Source organism: Actinorectispora metalli, from assembly GCF_056323685.1.
On the sequence record NZ_JBREYE010000002.1, the window covers coordinates 88,828 to 107,406 of the forward strand.

Annotated in this window: 19 protein-coding genes; 13 read left to right on the forward strand and 6 right to left on the reverse strand. The window is 68.9% G+C overall.

The features are described 5' to 3' along the window. The first annotated feature begins 15 nt into the window (after nt 1–15). Together ACU6XJ_RS20720 and ACU6XJ_RS20725 are read left to right on the forward strand one after the other, a co-directional pair. Nucleotides 16–504, forward strand: a complete 489-nt coding sequence (locus ACU6XJ_RS20720) for a hypothetical protein (RefSeq protein ID WP_476314276.1) — start codon at nt 16–18, stop codon at nt 502–504. After that, nucleotides 467–706 (forward strand): hypothetical protein, encoded by a 240-nt coding sequence (locus ACU6XJ_RS20725; RefSeq protein ID WP_476314278.1) that lies wholly within the window; start codon nt 467–469, stop codon nt 704–706. Before ACU6XJ_RS20720 ends, ACU6XJ_RS20725 begins: the two co-directional genes overlap by 38 nt. An 8-nt stretch (nt 707–714) precedes the next feature. On the opposite strand, the gene ACU6XJ_RS20730 is transcribed toward ACU6XJ_RS20725, so the two are convergent. Continuing rightward, a complete protein-coding gene (locus ACU6XJ_RS20730; RefSeq protein ID WP_476314279.1) occupies nt 715–1,395 on the reverse strand; it encodes an LON peptidase substrate-binding domain-containing protein in 681 nt (226 codons plus the stop codon). Nucleotides 1,396–1,447: 52 nt separating this feature from the next. Next, complete coding sequence (locus ACU6XJ_RS20735; RefSeq protein ID WP_476314281.1) at nt 1,448–2,092, reverse strand: NUDIX hydrolase; 645 nt, start codon at nt 2,090–2,092, stop codon at nt 1,448–1,450. 175 nt (nt 2,093–2,267) lie between these two features. Here ACU6XJ_RS20735 and nadA point away from each other — a divergent pair, with 175 nt between their 5' ends. From nadA to ACU6XJ_RS20770, 7 genes are all read left to right on the forward strand, one after another. Continuing rightward, on the forward strand, nt 2,268–3,308 hold the full coding sequence (nadA, locus tag ACU6XJ_RS20740; RefSeq protein WP_476314283.1) for a quinolinate synthase NadA: 1,041 nt from the start codon (nt 2,268–2,270) through the stop codon (nt 3,306–3,308). Then, nucleotides 3,305–4,909: an L-aspartate oxidase gene (locus ACU6XJ_RS20745; protein WP_476314285.1), complete on the forward strand. Its 1,605-nt coding sequence runs from the start codon at nt 3,305–3,307 to the stop codon at nt 4,907–4,909. The genes nadA and ACU6XJ_RS20745 overlap by 4 nt, the downstream gene beginning before the upstream one ends. Beyond that, the gene (nadC, locus tag ACU6XJ_RS20750; protein WP_476314287.1) at nt 4,906–5,784 is read left to right on the forward strand and encodes a carboxylating nicotinate-nucleotide diphosphorylase; all 879 of its coding nucleotides are present in this window, start codon (nt 4,906–4,908) and stop codon (nt 5,782–5,784) included. Before ACU6XJ_RS20745 ends, nadC begins: the two co-directional genes overlap by 4 nt. An 81-nt stretch (nt 5,785–5,865) precedes the next feature. Next, entirely contained in the window at nt 5,866–6,513 is a 648-nt protein-coding gene (locus ACU6XJ_RS20755) for an NAD(P)H-binding protein (protein WP_476314288.1), read from the forward strand. A gap of 91 nt (nt 6,514–6,604) precedes the next feature. Beyond that, the gene (locus ACU6XJ_RS20760; RefSeq protein ID WP_476314290.1) at nt 6,605–6,997 is read left to right on the forward strand and encodes a type III secretion system chaperone family protein; all 393 of its coding nucleotides are present in this window, start codon (nt 6,605–6,607) and stop codon (nt 6,995–6,997) included. Between the two features lie 88 nt (nt 6,998–7,085). Next, entirely contained in the window at nt 7,086–7,514 is a 429-nt protein-coding gene (locus ACU6XJ_RS20765) for a hypothetical protein (RefSeq protein WP_476314292.1), read from the forward strand. 25 nt (nt 7,515–7,539) lie between these two features. Beyond that, nucleotides 7,540–7,746, forward strand: coding sequence for a hypothetical protein (locus ACU6XJ_RS20770; protein ID WP_476314293.1), 207 nt, complete (start codon nt 7,540–7,542; stop codon nt 7,744–7,746). Nucleotides 7,747–7,755: 9 nt separating this feature from the next. Here the strand turns inward: ACU6XJ_RS20770 and ACU6XJ_RS20775 are convergent, their stop codons facing one another. Genes ACU6XJ_RS20775 through ACU6XJ_RS20785 form a run of 3 tightly spaced genes read right to left on the reverse strand, consistent with a single transcriptional unit; the run spans nt 7,756 to nt 10,848 of the window. Next, complete coding sequence (locus ACU6XJ_RS20775; protein ID WP_476318550.1) at nt 7,756–8,406, reverse strand: response regulator; 651 nt, start codon at nt 8,404–8,406, stop codon at nt 7,756–7,758. 7 nt (nt 8,407–8,413) lie between these two features. Continuing rightward, nucleotides 8,414–9,637 (reverse strand): sensor histidine kinase, encoded by a 1,224-nt coding sequence (locus tag ACU6XJ_RS20780; RefSeq protein ID WP_476314295.1) that lies wholly within the window; start codon nt 9,635–9,637, stop codon nt 8,414–8,416. Continuing rightward, the gene (locus ACU6XJ_RS20785) at nt 9,634–10,848 is read right to left on the reverse strand and encodes a sensor histidine kinase (RefSeq protein WP_476314297.1); all 1,215 of its coding nucleotides are present in this window, start codon (nt 10,846–10,848) and stop codon (nt 9,634–9,636) included. The genes ACU6XJ_RS20780 and ACU6XJ_RS20785 overlap by 4 nt, the downstream gene beginning before the upstream one ends. A 200-nt stretch (nt 10,849–11,048) precedes the next feature. Here ACU6XJ_RS20785 and ACU6XJ_RS20790 point away from each other — a divergent pair, with 200 nt between their 5' ends. Together ACU6XJ_RS20790 and ACU6XJ_RS20795 are read left to right on the forward strand one after the other, a co-directional pair. Then, nucleotides 11,049–12,566 carry an ArnT family glycosyltransferase gene (locus ACU6XJ_RS20790; RefSeq protein WP_476314299.1) on the forward strand — a complete coding sequence of 506 codons (1,518 nt, stop codon included), beginning with the start codon at nt 11,049–11,051 and terminating at the stop codon, nt 12,564–12,566. A gap of 191 nt (nt 12,567–12,757) precedes the next feature. Next, a complete protein-coding gene (locus tag ACU6XJ_RS20795; RefSeq protein ID WP_476314301.1) occupies nt 12,758–14,362 on the forward strand; it encodes a carboxylesterase/lipase family protein in 1,605 nt (534 codons plus the stop codon). Between the two features lie 558 nt (nt 14,363–14,920). Here the strand turns inward: ACU6XJ_RS20795 and ACU6XJ_RS20800 are convergent. After that, nucleotides 14,921–16,261: a cytochrome P450 gene (locus tag ACU6XJ_RS20800; RefSeq protein ID WP_476314303.1), complete on the reverse strand. Its 1,341-nt coding sequence runs from the start codon at nt 16,259–16,261 to the stop codon at nt 14,921–14,923. A gap of 128 nt (nt 16,262–16,389) precedes the next feature. Here ACU6XJ_RS20800 and ACU6XJ_RS20805 point away from each other — a divergent pair, with 128 nt between their 5' ends. Next, nucleotides 16,390–17,541 (forward strand): CaiB/BaiF CoA transferase family protein, encoded by a 1,152-nt coding sequence (locus ACU6XJ_RS20805; protein WP_476314305.1) that lies wholly within the window; start codon nt 16,390–16,392, stop codon nt 17,539–17,541. Between the two features lie 10 nt (nt 17,542–17,551). Beyond that, the gene (locus tag ACU6XJ_RS20810; RefSeq protein WP_476314307.1) at nt 17,552–18,445 is read left to right on the forward strand and encodes an oxygenase MpaB family protein; all 894 of its coding nucleotides are present in this window, start codon (nt 17,552–17,554) and stop codon (nt 18,443–18,445) included. The last annotated feature ends 134 nt before the right edge of the window (nt 18,446–18,579 follow it).

The window sequence follows — 18,579 nt, forward strand, 5'->3', positions numbered from 1 at the left end:
CCATCCTCATGAGCCGTGCCGTACGTTTTCTCCGACAAACCACTGCTGCCGTTCCCCATCAATTACTACCTCAGTGAACACGCGGGGGACTATGACCTACCGCCTACGCCGGAAGGCTTCGAGGAAGACAGGAAAAGGCTTAGTCTCGAAGAAATTCGTAGCCTCTTGCCAAAGAAACTCGTCCCGCTTTTCAATGAAGCTGTAGAGATAACAACTGATCCGTCTGACTTCAATTTTGTCTGGCAGAGTTGGCACTTCTTTGTGCGCAAACTGCACAGTAGATCCTCCCAGCGAATCACCAGGATGGTCGAGGAAGGTCGCGGAGACGAACTTGGCGTGATACCGGGAAATCCACCGCCGAGCGATGAAGAACTGGTTCAGATTGCTGCTCAGATTTCTGCTACTCCTCCTGAAATGAGAGATCGTCTTTTTCTTGACGGTCGTGAACTGGTGTGGGTTGATGACGATGAGCAAGTACAGGATCACATACTCGGCCCAGGCTGAACTGGAGCTGGGTAGGGCGCCTGCCGACATTCAAAAGGCTATCGAGGAGAAGCTCGACCAGTTGGCGAATTTTGCTTCAAACATGTCGGGCGGCGCGCATTACGAGCGCTCGACGGACGGTCCTGGCTGGAGGGCGACCTACCGCGTGCGTCACATGAACGAGCAACTCCACGTGGTGGAAATCGAGATCACCATCTTCTGAGACCGCTCTTAGTTCCGTCCCGGCTGCTCCGCGAACTGGGCCAGTGGCACAGGGACCGCGCGGAGGGTGCGGAGGATTTCGGATTCCCGAGCCAGCACCAACCGGATCAGGCGGAGGCGGCGGGCCGGGCACAGTTCGCCGAGGAGGGCTTGGCGGTCCTCCAGGCTGAGCAGGCAGTCGGCGGCCAGCAGGTAGGAGAGCCGTCCCGCGGCGACATCGGCGGCGGGTTCCTGCCACTCGGAGTCTTCCCAGGCGGTATCGCAGTAGCGGCGGTGTGCCGCTCGTGACGCGGTATCCAGCAGCGGAATCAAATCGTCCAAGTCGGCCGGCGGGGTCGTGTCGGGCACGAAGTCGACCTTGGCCATCAGGTACGGCGACGCCGCGTCGGCGACGTCCAGCAGTTCGAAGCGGTCCTCGCCGGTGACCACGATGTCGAACCGGCCGTCCTCCAGCCGCGCCACATCGTCCAGCACCGCCGTGCAGCCGATGGTGTGCACGGTCTCGCCCACCGCGTCGCCGGACTCCCAGCCGGGCCGGATCGCCACGATGCCCAGCCGTCTGCCGGGCAGTTCACCGGTCATCAGGTCCACCACAAGCTGCCTGTACCGGGGCTCGAAGATGTGCAGCGGCAACGAGGTCCCCGGCAACAGCACCGTGCTGAGCGGAAACAGCGGGAGGGTCTCGGCCACCCGTTCACGTTACGACGGTCCACGCGTGCGTGCCGAACGAATTCGACGTTGATCAGCGTTCCGTCGCCGTCTTGCCACCGGCGGGTGGCCTGAGCACCGCGAACGGGTCTGTCACGAGCATTCCGCTGCCAGTGAACCGGAATAGTGCGGCGGGCCTGCCGCCGGACGGCCCGGAGCGGGTGGTGTCGCCGGTGGCCTCCAGCTGGCCGCGGCGGGACAGCACGCGTTGCAGGTTGGTGGCCGACACCTGGTAGCCCAGCGCCGCCGAGTACAGCTCGCGCAGCGCCGAGACGGTGAACACCGGCGGCGCCAGCGCGAAGCCCAGGTTCGTGTACGACAGCTTCGCCCGCAGCCGGTTGCGGGCCCGCCGCACGATCGCCTCGTGGTCGAAGGCGGTCTCGGGCAGCCCGTCGATGGGGTGCCAGGCGGTGTCCTCGGGCAGTTCGGGGTCGTTGTCCGATGGCACCAGCCCGAGGAACGCGGCGGCCACCACCCGCGGGCCCGGCACCCGGTCCGGGGCGCTGAACACGGCCAACTGCTCGACGTGGGCCAGTTGTCGGACGTCGACCTTCTCGGCGAGCTGCCGTCGGATCGAGGACTCGACGTCCTCGTCGGACCCCAGCCGTCCACCCGGGAGTGACCAGCGTCTCGCATGCGGCTCCATGGCCCTTTGCCACAGCAAAACCTGCAGCGTCATGCGGGTTTTTCCGCGTCCGGTCTGCGCTGGCGCCGGGCGCACCTGGAGCACGGCGGCCAGAACCTCGTGCTCGGTTTCGCCCGATCGGCTGTTATGATTCACCACGTTTTCGATTCTAAGGCGAAAACCCACCGGATGGCCAATCGTCACCCGGAGGCCACCACGAGGAGGACTTATGGCCGCTACTGCTGGAACGTCTGGGGTACTACAGGCGGAGCGGACCGATGATCTCTCGCCGTACACGGGCGTCGTGCCCGACGCCGCCTGGGCCGAGGAGGTCCGGGAGCTGGCGCGGCAGCGGGACGCGGTGCTGCTGGCGCACAACTACCAGCTTCCCGAGATCCAGGACATCGCTCACCACACCGGCGACTCGCTGGCGCTGAGCCGCATCGCCGCGGAGAGCGACGCGACCGAGATCATCTTCTGCGGCGTGCACTTCATGGCCGAGACCGCGAAGATCTTGAGCCCCGACAAGCGGGTGCTGATCCCGGACGCGCGGGCGGGCTGCTCGCTGGCCGACTCCATCAACGCCGAGCAGCTTCGCGAGTGGAAGGCCCAGCACCCTGGCGCCGTGGTCGTGTCGTACGTGAACACCACGGCCGAGGTGAAGGCCGAGACCGACATCTGCTGCACCTCCTCCAACGCCGTGGATGTGGTGGCCTCCATCCCCGCCGACCGCGAGGTCCTGTTCTGCCCTGACCAGTTCCTCGGCGCCCACGTCAAGCGGGTGACCGGCCGGGAGAACCTGCACATCTGGGCGGGCGAGTGCCACGTGCACGCGGGCATCAACGGCCCCGAACTGGCCGAGCGCGCCGCCGCGAACCCCGACGCCGACCTGTTCATCCACCCCGAGTGCGGCTGCGCCACCTCGGCGCTCTACCTCGCGGGCACGGGTGCGGTGCCCGCGGAGCGGGTCAAGATCCTCTCCACCGGCGGCATGGTGGACGCCGCCCGCCAGACCACGGCGGGCACCGTGCTGGTGGCCACCGAGATCGGCATGCTGCACCAGCTTCGCGCCGCGGCGCCGGGCGTCGACTTCCGCGCGGTCAACGACCGGGCGTCCTGCCGGTACATGAAGATGATCACCCCCGCGGCCCTGCTGCGGGCGCTGCGCCACGGCAAGGATGAGGTCCACGTGGACGCCGAGACCGCCCGCCGGGCCCGTGCCTCGGTGCAGCGCATGATCGAGATCGGCCAGCCTGGCGGCGACGAATGAGACCCGCTTGGGAAGCCAAAGCCGACCTGGTCGTGGTCGGATCGGGCGTGGCGGGGCTGACCGCGGCCCTGCACGCCCGCTCCTACGGGCTGGACGTCGTGGTGGTCACCAAGGCCGATGCCGCCGAAGGCAACACGCGGTGGGCCCAGGGCGGCGTCGCGGTCGTGCTGCCCACCGAACACGACGCGGGCGACACGGTGTCGCGGCACGCCGAAGACACCCTGATCGCCGGTGCCGGACTCTGCGAGGAGGCCGCGGTCCGCGAGATCATCGCCGACGGCCCCCGCGCGGTGGAGTGGCTGCGTCGCAACGGCGCCGTGTTCGACCCCGGGCGCGACGGGCGGCTGGCCCGCACCCGCGAGGGCGGCCACTCGGCGTTCCGAGTGGTGCACGCAGGCGGCGACGCGACCGGCGCCGAGATCGAACGCGCGCTGCTCACCGCGCGCCGCGACGCGCGGATCCCGCTGCTGGAGAACCACACCGCGGTAAGCCCGCTGTGGTCGGCCGACGGCCGCCTCGCGGGGCTGTCCGTGCTGGACCCCGACGGCGTAGCGGGAGCCTTCACCGCACCCGCCGTGCTGCTGGCCAGCGGCGGACTCGGCCAGCTGTACGCGGCCACCACCAACCCGGCGGTCGCCACCGCCGACGGGCTGGCGTTCGCGATGCGCGCGGGCGCCGAGGTGGCCGACCTGGAGTTCATCCAGTTCCACCCCACGGTGCTCTACGTCGCGGGCACCAGGGGCAGGCGCCCGCTGGTCACCGAAGCGGTCCGCGGCGAGGGCGCGGTGCTGGTCGACTCGACGGGCCGCCGCGTGATGACCGGCATCCACCCTCTGGCGGACCTGGCGCCGCGTGATGTGGTGGCCGCCGCGATCACCCGCCGGATGGCCGAACTCGGCGGCGACCACGTCTACCTCGACGCGACCGGGCTGGCCGACTTCCGGCGCAGGTTCCCCACCGTGCACGCGGCCTGCGCCGTGGTCGGCATCGACCCGGCCCGCGACCCGATCCCGGTGGCCCCGGCCGCGCACTACTCCTGCGGCGGCGTCGTGTCCACTGTGTACGGACGCACCGAGGTTCCCGGCCTGTACGCCGCGGGCGAGGTCGCCCGCACCGGTCTGCACGGCGCCAACCGGCTGGCGTCCAACAGCCTGCTGGAAGGCCTGGTGGTAGGCAGCCGCGCCGCGGCGACGATCGCCATGGCCCGCTCCGACGCGGGTTCCGTCGGTGCGCCCGTGTGGACGGGAGAGGCGGTGGCGCCCGCCGCCGACCGCGACAGCCTGCAACTCGCCATGAGCAGGCACGCGGGCGTCGGACGCAGCGCCGACGGCCTGGCCGCCGCGGCGGCCATCCTCGCCGAATGCACAGCCGACCGGCCGCTCAAGACCACCGAGGCGGTGGAGGACGCCGCGTTGACACTGGCGGCCCGCGCCGTGCTGACCGCGGCCGAGGCACGCACCGAAAGCCGCGGCGCGCATGTCCGCACCGACCACCCGCGGACCGACGACCTGCGCTGGCGGCGCAGCATCTCGCTGCGGCTCGGCGCCAACGGCCGCCCCGAGGTGTCGGAGCTGGTCTGCGCGTGGGGAGGACTGCGGTGATCGAGTTCTCGCAGCCGGTGTTCACCGAGCTCATCGACGCCGGACTCGACGTACCGGAGCTGTCTCGGCTGATCGACCTCGCCTTGGACGAGGACCTGCGGTACGGGCCGGACGCCACCACCGAGGCCACCGTGCCCGCCTCTGCACGCACCACCGCCGAACTGCGTGCCCGCACACCGGGCACGCTGGCCGGTCTGCCCGTGGCGCTAGCCGTCTTCGACCGGGTGCTCGACGACCACACCGTCACCGAACGGCTCGCCGACGGGGACCGGCTCGCCCCCGGTTCGGTCGCGCTGCGCATCGAGGCGCCCACCAGGGGGCTGCTCACCGCCGAACGCACCGCGCTGAACTTCGTTGGGCACCTTTCCGGCATCGCCACCGCCACCGCCGCCTGGGTGGACGCGGTGGCGGGCACCGGCTGCGGCATCCGCGACACCCGCAAAACCCTGCCCGGACTTCGGCAGTTGGAGAAGTACGCGGTGCGCTGCGGCGGCGGCATCAACCACCGCCTCGGCTTGGGGGACGCGGTGCTCATCAAGGACAACCACGTCCGCGCCGCGGGCTCGGTCGGCGCCGCGCTGCTGGCGGCCCGCGCCCACGCGCCGGAGAAGTTCTGCGAGGTCGAGGTGGACAGTCTCGACCAACTGGACGAACTCCTGCCCCTGCGCCCCGACCTGGTGCTGCTGGACAACTTCAGCGTGGCTGACTGCGCCGAGGCGGTCCGCCGCGTCGAGGGCACCGCGACCAGGCTGGAGGCCTCCGGCGGCCTCACCCTGGACGTGGCCCGCGCCTACGCCGAGACCGGCGTGCACTACCTCGCCGTCGGGGCCCTCACCCACTCCGCACCGGTACTCGATCTGGGACTCGACCTCTGAACCCCTCGAAATGCCCGTTCGATTCCTCCGCACTGTGGTAACCGTGGGTAAGGGAAAACCACACATCGTGTAGGAGGACGCATGCGGGTCGTCATCGCCGGTGGCCATGGTCAGATCGCGTTGCTGCTGGAAAAGCTGCTGTCCGAACGGGGTGACACCCCGGTCGGCATCATCCGACGGGCCGAGCACCGCGACGACCTGATCGCGGCGGGCGCCGACCCGGTACTGCTCGACCTGGAGCAGGCGACCGTGGACCAGCTTGCCGCGGTGACGGCCGGGGCGGACGCCGTGGTGTTCGCGGCGGGCGCCGGACCGGGCAGCGGCGCCGCCCGCAAACTCACCGTGGATCGCGACGCCGCCGCGCTGCTCGCCGAGGCCGCCGTCCACAGTGGAGTCCGGCGCTACCTGATGGTGTCCGCCTTCCGGGTGGACGCAGCGGACCCGCACTCCGAGGACGTGTTCCAGGTCTACCTGCGCGCCAAGGCCGAGGCCGACGCCGATCTGCGCGGCCGCGACCTCGACTGGACGATCGTGCGGCCCGGCAGGCTGTCCGACGGCCCGCCCACCGGCCGGGTCGCGGTCGGACCGGAGAGCGCCTACGACGAGATCAGCCGAGCCGACGTCGCCGCGATCCTGCTGGCTTGCCTGGACGAACCGGCCACCATCCGCAAGCAGTTCGAGGTGGTCGCGGGCGACCTCCCGATCGAGAAGGCCCTGTCCTCCGTGTGATCCCCGTTCCGCGCAACCGGATTGGGCCAACCGGCGCAGCGGGTCGCCCGCTATGCTCGGGCGCTGTCGATCACTGGCTGAAAGGGCGCGCATGGCCAGCTGGAAAGATCTCATCAAGTATGTCAAGCAGGAGTACGAGGTGGTCGACGAGCAGGTCGATCAGCTCCGCATCCTCTACGAGTTCGACGATGAGCGCAGCCAGGTGATCGTGCTGTCGCACGAGGTGCTGGACCGCCAGCATGACTGGGTGCAGATCGCCTCTCCCTGCGGGCAGGTCGCCGAGGTGGACCTCAAGGCACTGCTCACCGAGGTCGGCGAGAGCACGGTGGCCTGCGGCGCCGCGATCATGGGCGACTTCGTGGTGCTCCGCCACTCACTACCGCTGTCCGACCTGGACCTGCACGAGTTCGAGGACCCGCTGGAGATGCTCGCGGGCACCGCCGATCACATCGAGGAGATGTTCACCGGCGGCGACGAGTACTGACCGCCACCGCGCCGGGCAGGCCGCAATCACCTGCCCGGCAGGGTGACTGCGCTTGGTTACCGGTCGGTTCCCTGCCATCTTGGGGGCCGTGCCGTACATCTACTTGGACCGTCCGCCGCTGAAGTTCCCGGCCACCTATGGCCTGAGCGAGTGGGCGAAGGACTACGACCTGCCACCCACGCCGCCGGGTCTGGACGGCAAGAAATCGGGGTGGACACTCGCGGACATCCGGCGCTTGCTGCCTGCGGAACTGTCGCCCGTGTTCACCGAGGCGATGGAGAACACCGAGTTGCGCGACCTGACGTTCGTCGTGGAGTCATGGTTGTTCTTCGCCTTGGACCTGCACTCAGAGGGTGTCCAGGAGCGCCTCGCGCTGCTGGCGGCCGGGGATGACCGGATCTATGAGGGTGCACAGCCGATGCCGCCCATAACTCCTGAAGAGGCTGCGGCTGCGCGCCGCCCGGCCGAGCGCCGGGTCTTCGATGGGGATGGCCGAGAGCTGGTGTGGGTTGAGTAGCTACAGAGTCATCTTCATTCCGATCGTGCAGAAGACGCTGGACGACGCTCCGCCCGATATTCGTGCCGAGATCAAAGCGGACATCGATCGTCGGGCGGCGTTCGCCGCGAACGTCGAGTGCGGCGCCCACCGACGGCACGAGGCTCGCGGCCCTGGTTACCGGGTTTATTACACAATTCGCCACTCGGAGCGGCAGCTGTCTGTGGTCGACTTGAGAATCACCCTTATCTAGCGCCACTCCTCAGCGGGTCACCAAGCCCGCGTCGTAGGCGAGCAGGCCTGCTTGGGTGCGGTTGGCGCAGTCCAGTTTGACCAGCATCCGGGACACGTAGCCCTTCACAGTCGCCTCCGACAGGTGCAGGCGGCCCGCGATCTGGGCGTTGGACAGGCCCTCGCCGAGACAGGCCAGCACCTCCGCCTCGCGCTCGGTCAACTCCGCGACCAGCGCCCGCGCCTTCTCCCGCGCCGACTGCTCGTCCGAACCCGCCGCCACCAGCCGCTGCGCCGCTGCGGGCGAGAGCACCGTGTGACCGTCCGCCGCCACCCTGACCAGGCCGATCAGGTCCTCCGGCGGCGTCGACTTCACCAAAAAGCCCGCCGCGCCCGCACGCAGCGCGCGCATCACGAACTGGTCGGCGTCGAAGGTGGTCAGCGCGACCACCGCGGGCGGGTCGGGCAGCTTGTTGATCCGCTCGATCGCGGTCAGGCCGTCGACGTCGGGCATTCGCAGGTCCATCAGCACCACCCGCGGCCGGTGCCGGATCACCGCCTCCACCGCGGCGGCCCCGTCGTGGGCCTGGTCGACCACGTCGATGTCCGGCGCCGCGCCGAGGATCGTGCGCAGGTGCGCGCAGACCATGGGCTCGTCGTCGACGACGAGCACCCGGATCACCGCTGGATCAGCGTCCCCCATGCCGTGCCTCCGCCGTCGGAACGTAGACCGGAAGTATCGCATCGACGCTGAACCCGCCGCCGGGCCGCGGTCCGGCTCGCAGCGTGCCGCCCACCAACTCGACCCGCTGCCGCAGTCCCAGCAGGCCGGTACCGGAACCGCTCGCCTGTAGCTGCGCGTCGGCGGGGGAGCAGGCCGCCTCGTTGTCGATCACCAGTCGCACCTGGTCGCCGCCGTATTGCACCCGCACCCTGGCCTGCGCGCCTGGCGCGTGTTTGCGCACGTTGGTCAGCGACTCCTGCACCACCCGGTAGGCGGTCCGGCCCACCGTCGGCGACACCGCCGTCGGCACACCCCTCTCCACCAGTTCGACGCGCATCCCGCCTGCCTCCGACTCGGCGACCAGGTCGGCGAGTTCGGGCACCGACGGCGCCTGCTCGGTGGGCAGGTGCTCATCGCCCGGCTCCGAGCGCAGCACGCCGACCAGGTCACGCAGCTCGTCCAGCGCCCGGCACCCGGCGACCCGCAAATCCTCGGCGGCCCGCTTGGTCGGCTCGTCGGCGGCGGTCACGGCCAGCGCGCCCGCCTGCAGCACCATCAGACTCACCTGGTGGGTCACCACGTCATGCATCTCGAACGCCAGCCGCGCCCGCTCCTCGGCCCTGGCCTGCTCGGCCAGCAGGTGCTGCTCGCGTTCGGCCCGCTCGGCGCGGTCGGCCAGCGCCTCGATCAGCCGCCGCCGCGAACCCACGTACAGGCCGACCAGCGCGGGGGTCGCGATGAGCAGCAGCGCACCCATCGTGATGTCGACCGAGGTGTCCCACGGCCGCGCCGTCACCGCGGTCATCAGCCCCACCTGGGTCCAGGCCAGCGGCTTGTTGCCCGCATACGCACCGAGGGCATAGGTCGCGAACGGCGCGGACAGCGTCAGCCAGGTGGTGTTCGCGTCGGCGGGAAACACCAGCACCCCGGGTTCGACCAGCTCCACCCAGGTCTGCACACCGAGCGCGAACAGCATGATCGTGCCTAGCGTCAGCGGGTGTCGCCTGCGCAGCAGCAGGGCCCAGAACAGCAGGTGGTGGAACAGGAAGTTGCGCCACTCCCACGGCCAGCGCGCCTCGTCCACCGACCACAGCACCGTGGTGAGCACCCAGTCGCAGGCCACCACGCCCAACACCAGGAAGACGTCGAAACGCGTCTTCGGATCGGCCATCCACTGGGGGCGCCTCATATCTCCACCTGCACCGGCAGCATGGCCGTCACCTCGAATCCGTCCTGCCGCGGCCGTGCGGCGAACGTGCCGCCGACCAGTTCGACCCGCTGCCGCAGTCCCAGCAGCCCGCTGCCGGAACCGGTAGCCGTCAGATCGGCCCGCATCGGCTGGGCGGCGGCCGCGTTGCGCACGGTCACCTCGATCCGCTCCCCACGGCGGCACACCAGCACCTCCGCCGGGGCCCCGGGTGCGTGTTTGCGCACGTTGGTCAGCGCCTCCTGCACCACCCGGTAGGCCGTCCTGGCGACCGCGGGGGCCAGCAGCGTGGCACCGCCCTGCTCCACGTACTCCACCGGCGTGCCGATGGACTTCGCGTCGGCGATCAGCTCGGCCAGCTCCGCGCCGAGCGGTTCGGGCTCCTGCGGCCCGACCGGCTCCTGCGGCACCGTCCGCAGCACGCCGACCAGGTCCCGCAGCTCCTCCAACGCCTGACAGCCGGTGGCCCGCAGTTCCTCGGCGATGCGCCGAACCTCGGCATCGGCGGTGGTGGTCCACAGCGCACCGGCCTGCAACACCATCAGACTGACCTTGTGCGAGACCACGTCGTGCATCTCGCCCGCCAGCCGAATCCGCTCCTGCGCCCTGGCCTGCTCGATGCGCAGACATTGTTCGCGTTCGGCCCGATCGGCCCGTTCGGTGAGGGCCTCGATGAGCCTGCCGCGGGCCCGTACGAACAGACCCAGCGGCACCGGCGCCGCGCCGAACAGCAGCGCGCCGACCACCACCGTGTAGTGCGGTTCCCACGGCCGCATGATGATCAACGTCAGGGTGGTGATCAGCGCCAAGGCCGACAGGCGGCGGCACCGTCCCTCGGTGTAGACGGTGGCGCTGTAGACGGCGATCGCGGTGCCGATCGGTGCCCAGGAATTGGCCTCGATGTTCGTGGTCGGCAGCAGCCCCGGATAGGCCAGGGTGGTGCCCAGCAGGCCGAGCGCGATGAGCACCATCACCGACAGCACCGTCAGCGGGAACCGGCGGCGCACCAGCAGCACGGCGTTGAGGATCGGGCCGAGGACCAGCTCCAGGGTCAGGCCCACCGTGTTGAAGTCCGAGTCGGGCAGGGTCAGCGCGTAGCCGAGGATCGCCGCGATCAGCAGCACTTCGATCGCGATCACCAGCGTCACGTCGAACATCGCCTCGCGCCTCGACCGCCACAAAGGTCGCTGCACAGGGACACGTTATGCCAGGAGCGGACAGGGCCCGGCGTGGCGTGGAACCTCCGGAGGAGCAGAAACATACGAAAGTCGCATGCCGGGGTGCGGGGTCAGGACTTTGGTCCTACCGCCTCTCGACCTTGTGCCCTCGTGCACAAGCGTCCCATCGCGATCGAATAGGACCCGCACGGCGATCGACCTGGGGGGAAATGGCGATGCTGGCCGAAATTGCTGACGATACGCGGGACCGTTCGGGGGAGCGGGGCGCTTCGGCGCCGCCTGCGTGGCGGCCGGTGCTGATGATCGCATCGGCCGCCACGCTGTTGCTGCTGGCATTGAGCGGGAGGTACGGCTACTTCGGGGACGAGCTGTACTTCGTGGCGGCTGGACGGCATCTTGACTGGGGGTATGCCGACCAGCCGCCATTGGTGCCGCTGATCGCCGCGGCGATGGACGCGATGTTCCCGCAGTCGGTCGCGGCCCTGCGGGTACCCGCGGCGCTGCTGGTGTTCGGGTTGATCCTGCTCACCGCCGCCATCGCCAGAGAACTGGGCGGCGGCCGCAAGGCGCAGGTGCTGGCGGCGGCGACCGCGGCGGTTTCGCCCGGAACGCTGGTCTTCGGCCACATCCTGCACACGGTCATCGTGGACATCTTCTGCTGGACGGCGATCACCTTCCTGCTGGTCCGCTGGGTGCGCACCCGCAACGACCGACTGCTGCTGTGGGCTGGTGTCGTCACGGCGGTGGGCGTGCAGAACAAGTGGCTGATCGTCGCGCTCTGGCTGGCGATAGGCGTGGCGGTGCTGGTCAGCGGGCCGCGTGAACTGTTGCGCCGACCGATGCTGTGGGCGGGCGCGGCCATCGCGCTGGTCTCCGCCGCGCCCGGCCTGTGGTGGCAGTACCGCCACGGTTGGCCGCAGCTGACCATGGCCAAGATCATCGGCGAGGAGCAGGCGCTGATGGGGCCGCCGCCGTGGCTGCTGTTCGTGCCGTTGTTCGTGATCACCTCGGGCCTGCTGGTCGGCGCGGTGCTCACCGTGTACGGCTGGGTGCGGCTGCTGCGCTCACCGGACCTGGCGCCCTACCGGTTCCTCGGCTGGGCCATGTTGATCCTGGTCGTGGTGTTCATGCTCAGCAGCGGCCGGTTCTACTACGCGGCGGGCATGCTCTCGCTGCTGTGGGCGGCGGCCGCGGTGGAGATCGAGCACCGCAGGCCGCGGATCTGGTGGCGGTGGATTCCCACCTGGCCGGTGTTCGTGGTGTCCGCGGCGCTCGCGGTCACCCAGCTTCCGGTGCTGCCCAAGGAGGACATCCCGCCGAGCGACTTCTTCGGCAGGTTCTCCACCGGCTGGCCGGAGCTGGCCGAAGGTGTTGGCGCGCAATACCGTGCGCTGCCCGCCGAGGAGCAGCGCACGGCGGTCATCATCGGCGACAGCTACTTCGTCGCGGGCGCGCTGGAGGTGCTGGGTACCGGCCTGCCGCCGGTCTACAGCCCGCACCGCGGCTACCACGCCCTGGCCACCCCGCCGGACAGCGCCCGCACCGTGCTCTACGTCGGCGGGACCGCGGACCGGTTGCGCGACGACTTCGGCAGCTGCGTGCAGCTGACCACCGTCCACAACCCCACGAGCGTGCAAATCCTCAACACCCACACGCCGATCTTCCGCTGCGAGAACCCGCGCCTGCCGTGGTCGCAGCTGTGGCCCCGGCTGTACCGGCTGGAGTACCAGTGACCCCGGCGTCGGGGCACCACCAGCTGCCGACGCCCGGTTGATGTCCACAGTGGACAACCAGAACTGACGTGTAGACCACTTGGGGGAACACCAATGCAGAGCGCCGGGGCGATGCCATTGCGGCGCCAAGTCGGAAATGGAGTTGTTCAACCTGCTCACCGGGCAGTACGAACACAGGGGAGGACAAGCACATGACAGTACGAAAAGCCTGGCGCCCGCTACTCGGGGCGCTGGCGCTGGCCACCGCCGCCGTAACGGTCGCGGTGCCGGCGTCCGCCGAGCAGGCGGGCCACGGCGACCCCGCCGTGGTGCGCACCGACCTGGGTCCGGTGCGCGGCACCGTGACCGAGAAGCACCGCAGCTTCCAGGGCATCCCGTTCGCCGCACCGCCGGTGGGCGAACTGCGCTGGCAGAACCCGAAGCGGCCGCAGCCCTGGTCGCAGGTCCGCGATGCCACCAAGCCGGGACCGATCTGCGCTCAGGAGGCCAGCCCGTTCAACGGCGGGGTGCCCAGCGAGGCCGAGGACTGCCTGTACCTCAACGTGACCACGCCGCGCTCGGCCGAGCGCGGCAGGCCCAAGCCGGTCATGGTGTGGGCACACGGCGGCGGCTTCACCACGGGCTCGGGCAGCATGTACGGGGCCAAGCGGTTGGCCGAGGAGGGCGATGTCATCGTCGTCACCATCAACTACCGCCTGGGCATCTTCGGCTTCTTCGCCAAGGACGGCCTGCGCGGCGGAGCCGCGTTCGGCCTCGCCGACCAGCAGGAGGCGCTGCGTTGGGTGCAGCGCAACGCGAGCGCCTTCGGCGGCGACCCGCGCCGGGTCACGCTGTTCGGCGAGTCCGCGGGCGGGATGAGCACCTGCGCCCAGCTCACCTCGCCGTCCGCGGCGGGTCTGTTCCAGCGCGCCATCATCCAAAGCGGGCCTTGCACGTTCGAATGGCTCGATGACACGTTCGTCCCTGGCGCACCCGCGGGCACGCTGTTCCCGCCTCGTTCGGTGGCCGAGGAGTCCGGCGAGCAGGCCGCCAAGGTCACCGGGTGCGCGGACAAGCCGGACCAGTTGGCCTGCCTGCGCGGGCTGACCCCGGCGGCGCTGCTCAAGCTGTCCCAGCAGGTGCAGTTCGGACCCGCCTACGGCTCCGAGGTGCTGCCCGAGAACCCGGTGAAGGTCTACGAGCAGGGCCGCACCCACAAGATGCCGGTGATGTCCGGCACCACCCGCGACGAGCAGCGCCTGTTCGTCGCGATGACGTACCCGAAGCCGTTCACCGAGGAGATCTACCAGGACTTCCTCAAGAAGGCCTTCAAGGACGACGCCGCCAAGGTCGCCGCGAAGTACCCGAGCAGCGCCCACGGCTCGCCCGCGTTGGCCTGGTCGGCGGTGACCACCGACCTGATCTGGTCGTGCAGCCAGCTCAAGCAGGACGGCTACCTCGCCAAGCGGGTACCCGCGTTCAGCTACGAGTTCGCCGACCGCAAGGTTCCCCCGCTGTTCCCGGCGCCGCCGGACATGCCGCTGGGCGCCTACCACGGTTCGGAGCTGCTGAGCCTCTTCGACATCGAGGGCATGGACCTCAAGCTCTCACCTGAGCAGCAGCGCCTGTCCCGGCAGATGATCGGCTACTGGACGAGGTTCGCCGCCACCGGCAACCCCAACGGTGACGACCGCCCGCACTGGCCACGCCAGGGCAAGACCCTCCAGACACTGCGTCTGGACACCGGTCAGGACGGCATCCGCCCGATCGATTTAGGCGCCGAGCACAACTGCGCGTTCTTCGCCGGCCTCGGCTGATCACCACGGCACTACGCAGGGGCGTCGACCACGGTCGGCGCCCCTGCGCCGTTGCGACCGAAAGACAAGAGGTGCCAACGCAATCGCAGGCACCCCCGGGGAATGGAGCGGAACGCGAACCGGTAATAATGGGTCGAAGACGAGGGCGGGCGCGGTCGAAGTCGTCACAGCCGGTGTGCTCCTCCGGTTCCGGAAAGCCGGACGTTGCACCCCAGGCGGTACATGTATCTGGCGAACTCCTGGCGGATCTCGCGGTTCTCCCGGTGCGAGTGAAACCAGCGGTGCAAGGTGATGCCGAGCGTCGTGCTGACCACAAGGATCACTAGCGGCCAGCCGAGCTCAATGGCAGTGAAGACTGTCAAGCCGTCTCCGCAAGGTCGGTGGTGAACATCCGGTCTGCAAACGTCATGCGCTGTGTGCTACCAGAAGATGATCTACCAACCTTGATCAATACACAATCTTGACTTTTCCGTGATCTACCCTGATCACCCGTTCAGGACACAACCTGGATCACCGCCTCCACCAGGCATTTGTGTGCGCCCGCAAGCAGGCGTCGGCTCATGCCGCGGAGGCGCCGCTGACCGGCTGCTTGCGGGTGTAGCGGACCCGGCAGGGGCTGGCGGGCCACTTGGTCTTGGTGCCGGGGACCGGGCCGGGGTCCTTGTCCACCAGTTCGAAGTCGTAGTCCCGCAACAGCATGCCCAGGATGACATTCATCTCCAGGTAGGCGAAATGCACGCCGAGGCAGCGGTGCACACCGCCGCCGAAGCCCGCCAGCAGCGCCTTCGACTTCGGTTGCGCGACATAGCGATCGGGATGGAAGCGCTCGGGGTCCGGGTACAGGTCCGGCAGGCGGTGGGTGAGCGCGGGGGAGATGAACACCCGGTCGCCCTTGCCGATTCGGTACCCGGCGTAGTCGAAGTCCGCCGCGGCCTCGCGGACCATCATGTAGGCCACCGGATGCAGCCGTTCCGACTCGTGCAGGCAGCGGTCGAGGTGGTTGAGCCGCTTGACGTGTTCCATCCGCACCTGGTCGACACCGCCGAGCACCGACTGCGCCTCGGCCACCGCGCGGTTCAGTTCCGCGGGGTTGTGCAGCAGGTCGATCATCGCCCAGCTGACATGGCCGGTGGTCGTCTCATGACCCGCCCAGGTGAACAGCAGAATCATGTTGATCAGCACGTTATCGGGAATCGGCTCGCCGTCGTCATAGTGCGCGCCGATCAGCGTCTGCAGAAAGTCGGCGGGTTCCACCGGCTCCCGCCGACGGTCGGCGATCACCGCGCCCAGAATCGTGTGCAGTTCCCGTTTGGCCGCCCGGGAACGCAGCAGGTGCGGTAGCGGAAGCCATTGCGGGAGCACCATTTCCATGCCCGCGGAGAAACGGCGGAAGCGTTCGAAGAAACCGTTGCCCAGTCCGGCGGCGAACCGCTCGCCGAGGAATGCCCTGGCCGCGATGCGCATCACCAGCGGACCCAGCGTCTTGACCAGGTCGAACTCGCCCCGGCCGCCCATGGTGCGCTCCAGGTCGGCGACCTCCCTGGCCATGTCCTCCACGTATGAGTCGAGCACCCGGCCCTGGAAGCGCGGCAACACCACCGCCCGCTGGCGCTTGTACTCATCGGTGTCGGCGAAGAAGTAGAAGTCGGGGTCGAACATCTTGATGAAGAACGGGTAGGCGGCGCGAATGGACAGCCGCTTGTCCGTCTCGCTGAAGAAGAAGCGCGTGTGCTCGCTGCCCAGCAACACCATCGCGCGTTGCCCTGCCATGTTCAGGCGGTAGATCTCACCGCATTCCCGCCTGCCCCGCTCCAATACTTCCATCGGGCGACGAAGGAATTCCGCCGCGTGGCCGATCAGAGGTTTTCCGCCGGACACCAAAGGGGGCAGATCGGTCATATCGCTAGCGTACGACGTTCACTAAACGGTGTATATCCGCCAGAAGTGGACTTGCGACGGGCTACCGCAGTCCATATGACACTGCTACTGTCACATCAAAATTGACGCCGTTGGAACGAGGTGCGGGAATGGCAGACAGCGTCGGTGGGCCCCTGGCCGGGGTGCGGGTTGTCGAACTGGCAGGCATCGGACCGGCCCCGTTCGCCGCGATGCTGCTGGCCGACCTCGGTGCCGACGTGGTCCGAGTCGACCGGGTGGGTGGCGCCGGGCCCATCGCCATGGACCCCGCGGGCGACCTCACCAACCGCAACAAGCGCTCCATCGTGGTGGACCTGAAGAACGCCGACGGGCCCGAGACCCTGCTGCGGCTGGTCGAGCGCGCCGACATCCTGCTGGAGGGATACCGCCCCGGCGTCACCGAGCGCCTCGGCGTCGGTCCCGAGCAGTGCCTGGCCCGCAACCCCAAGCTGGTCTACGGCCGGATGACCGGCTGGGGCCAGCAGGGCCCGCTGTCGCACTCCGCGGGACACGACATCGGCTACATCGCGCTGACCGGCGCCCTGCACGCCATCGGCCGCGCGGGCGGTCCGCCGCAGATCCCGCTGAACCTGCTCGGTGACTACGCGGGCGGCTCGATGTACCTGGTGGTCGGCGTGCTCGCCGCACTGCTGCGCGCCCGGCAGGACGGCACCGGCCAGGTCGTGGACGCCGCGATCACCGACGGCACCGCGCACCTGGCGACCATGATCTACGGCCTGTTCGCCGCGGGGATCTGGCAGGACCGGCGCGGCGAGAACCTGCTGGACAGCGGCTCGCCGTTCTACGACGTCTACCGCACCGCCGACGACGGCCACATGGCGGTCGGCCCGATCGAGCCGCAGTTCTACGCCGAGTTCATCCGGTTGCTGGGCATCGAGGGTGAACTGCCGTTCCAGTACGACATCCCGGAGTGGCCCGCGCTGCGCGAGCGGATCGCCGCCGCGTTCGCCGAGCGCACCCGCGAGGAGTGGACCAAGATCTTCGAGGGCACCGACGCCTGTGTCTCGCCGGTGCTGTCGCTGGCCGAGGCGCCCCGGCACCCGCACAACGCCGCCCGGCAGACCTTCGTGGAACACGGGGGAGTCGTGCAGCCCGCGCCTGCCCCGCGGTTCTCCGCCACACCGGGCAGCCTGCGCACCCCGCCCGCGACACCGGGTTCGCACAGCACCGAAGTCCTGTCAGACTGGAGCATCGAGGGCGCGGAGGACCTGGTGGCCAAGGGCGCGGTGATCCAGTCATGAGGCACGGATAATGGGACGCTACGACCGGCTGGCGGAGATCCGCCGCCTCGACCCGGAACGCGACCACCACCGCATCTACCGCATTTCCGCGGGTTATGAATTCCCCTGGGATTACACCAGGGCGCTGGAGTTCGCGTTGTTCCGGACCTATTGTGTGCCGTCCATTTCGGCGCTGCTGTCGGCCACCGGGGAATTCGCGAAACGCCCTCAGAAACGCTACGACGACACCGTGCTGCTCATGGCCGAACTGGCCGAACACGGCTACGACTCCGAACGCGGCCGCGAATCACTGCGGATGGTCAACCGCATGCACAACCAGTTCGACATCTCCAACGACGACATGGTGTACGTGTTGAGCACGTTCATCTACGACCCGATCGACTGGATCGACCGCTACGGCTGGCGTCCGCTGTCCGAGCAGGAGAAGCTCGCCGCGTTTTACTTCTACCGCGCGGTCGGCACCCGCATGGGCATCACCGACCTGCCTGCCGACTATGACAGGTTCGCGGCATTCAAACGAGACTACGAACAGCGCAATTTCCATTACAGCGCAACGAATGCCGAGATCGGCCGCTACACGCTGGACCTGTTCTGCTCCTGGTACCCCAAGCCGCTGCGGCCAGGCGTGGCCAAGGCCGCGGTGGGCATGCTCGACGAGCGGATGCGAACCGCGTTCGGTTTCCCCGCGGTGCCCTCGTGGATCGGCCCCGCCGCCCGGGCGGGTCTGCTGGCACGAGCGCGGGTCGTGCGCCTGATGCCGCCGCGCCGCGTCTCCCGGCTGACGGCCGATCCGGGAAATCGTACCTATCCGGGCTATCCGAATGGATATTCACCCGCCGACCTCGGCGCGGCTCCTGCCAGCGGAATCGACGAAAGATGGTTGCGGCGCAAACGAGACGCTTGATTGCGGCGTGCCCGCGTTATCGATTTGTGATCGCGCCGTGACGTGAACCCTGAACCGTTCTAGGACGTATCCCCGTGGGGCAAGATCGGGAGGCGTTTCTGTGATTGGTTCAGTGTGGAATCAGCTCCGCCCGG

Excerpts from the sequence above, each read along its gene's own strand:
- ACU6XJ_RS20745 (WP_476314285.1), top strand. The coding sequence starts at position 3,305 with ATGAGACCCGCTTGGGAAGCCAAAGCCGACCTGGTCGTGGTCGGATCG.
- ACU6XJ_RS20805 (WP_476314305.1), top strand. The coding sequence starts at position 16,390 with ATGGCAGACAGCGTCGGTGGGCCCCTGGCCGGGGTGCGGGTTGTCGAA.
- ACU6XJ_RS20795 (WP_476314301.1), top strand. The coding sequence starts at position 12,758 with ATGACAGTACGAAAAGCCTGGCGCCCGCTACTCGGGGCGCTGGCGCTG.
- ACU6XJ_RS20780 (WP_476314295.1), bottom strand. The coding sequence starts at position 9,637 with ATGAGGCGCCCCCAGTGGATGGCCGATCCGAAGACGCGTTTCGACGTC.
- ACU6XJ_RS20725 (WP_476314278.1), top strand. The coding sequence starts at position 467 with ATGAGCAAGTACAGGATCACATACTCGGCCCAGGCTGAACTGGAGCTG.
- ACU6XJ_RS20755 (WP_476314288.1), top strand. The coding sequence starts at position 5,866 with ATGCGGGTCGTCATCGCCGGTGGCCATGGTCAGATCGCGTTGCTGCTG.
- ACU6XJ_RS20790 (WP_476314299.1), top strand. The coding sequence starts at position 11,049 with ATGCTGGCCGAAATTGCTGACGATACGCGGGACCGTTCGGGGGAGCGG.
- ACU6XJ_RS20735 (WP_476314281.1), bottom strand. The coding sequence starts at position 2,092 with ATGACGCTGCAGGTTTTGCTGTGGCAAAGGGCCATGGAGCCGCATGCG.
- nadA (WP_476314283.1), top strand. The coding sequence starts at position 2,268 with ATGGCCGCTACTGCTGGAACGTCTGGGGTACTACAGGCGGAGCGGACC.
- ACU6XJ_RS20810 (WP_476314307.1), top strand. The coding sequence starts at position 17,552 with ATGGGACGCTACGACCGGCTGGCGGAGATCCGCCGCCTCGACCCGGAA.
- ACU6XJ_RS20760 (WP_476314290.1), top strand. The coding sequence starts at position 6,605 with ATGGCCAGCTGGAAAGATCTCATCAAGTATGTCAAGCAGGAGTACGAG.
- ACU6XJ_RS20800 (WP_476314303.1), bottom strand. The coding sequence starts at position 16,261 with ATGACCGATCTGCCCCCTTTGGTGTCCGGCGGAAAACCTCTGATCGGC.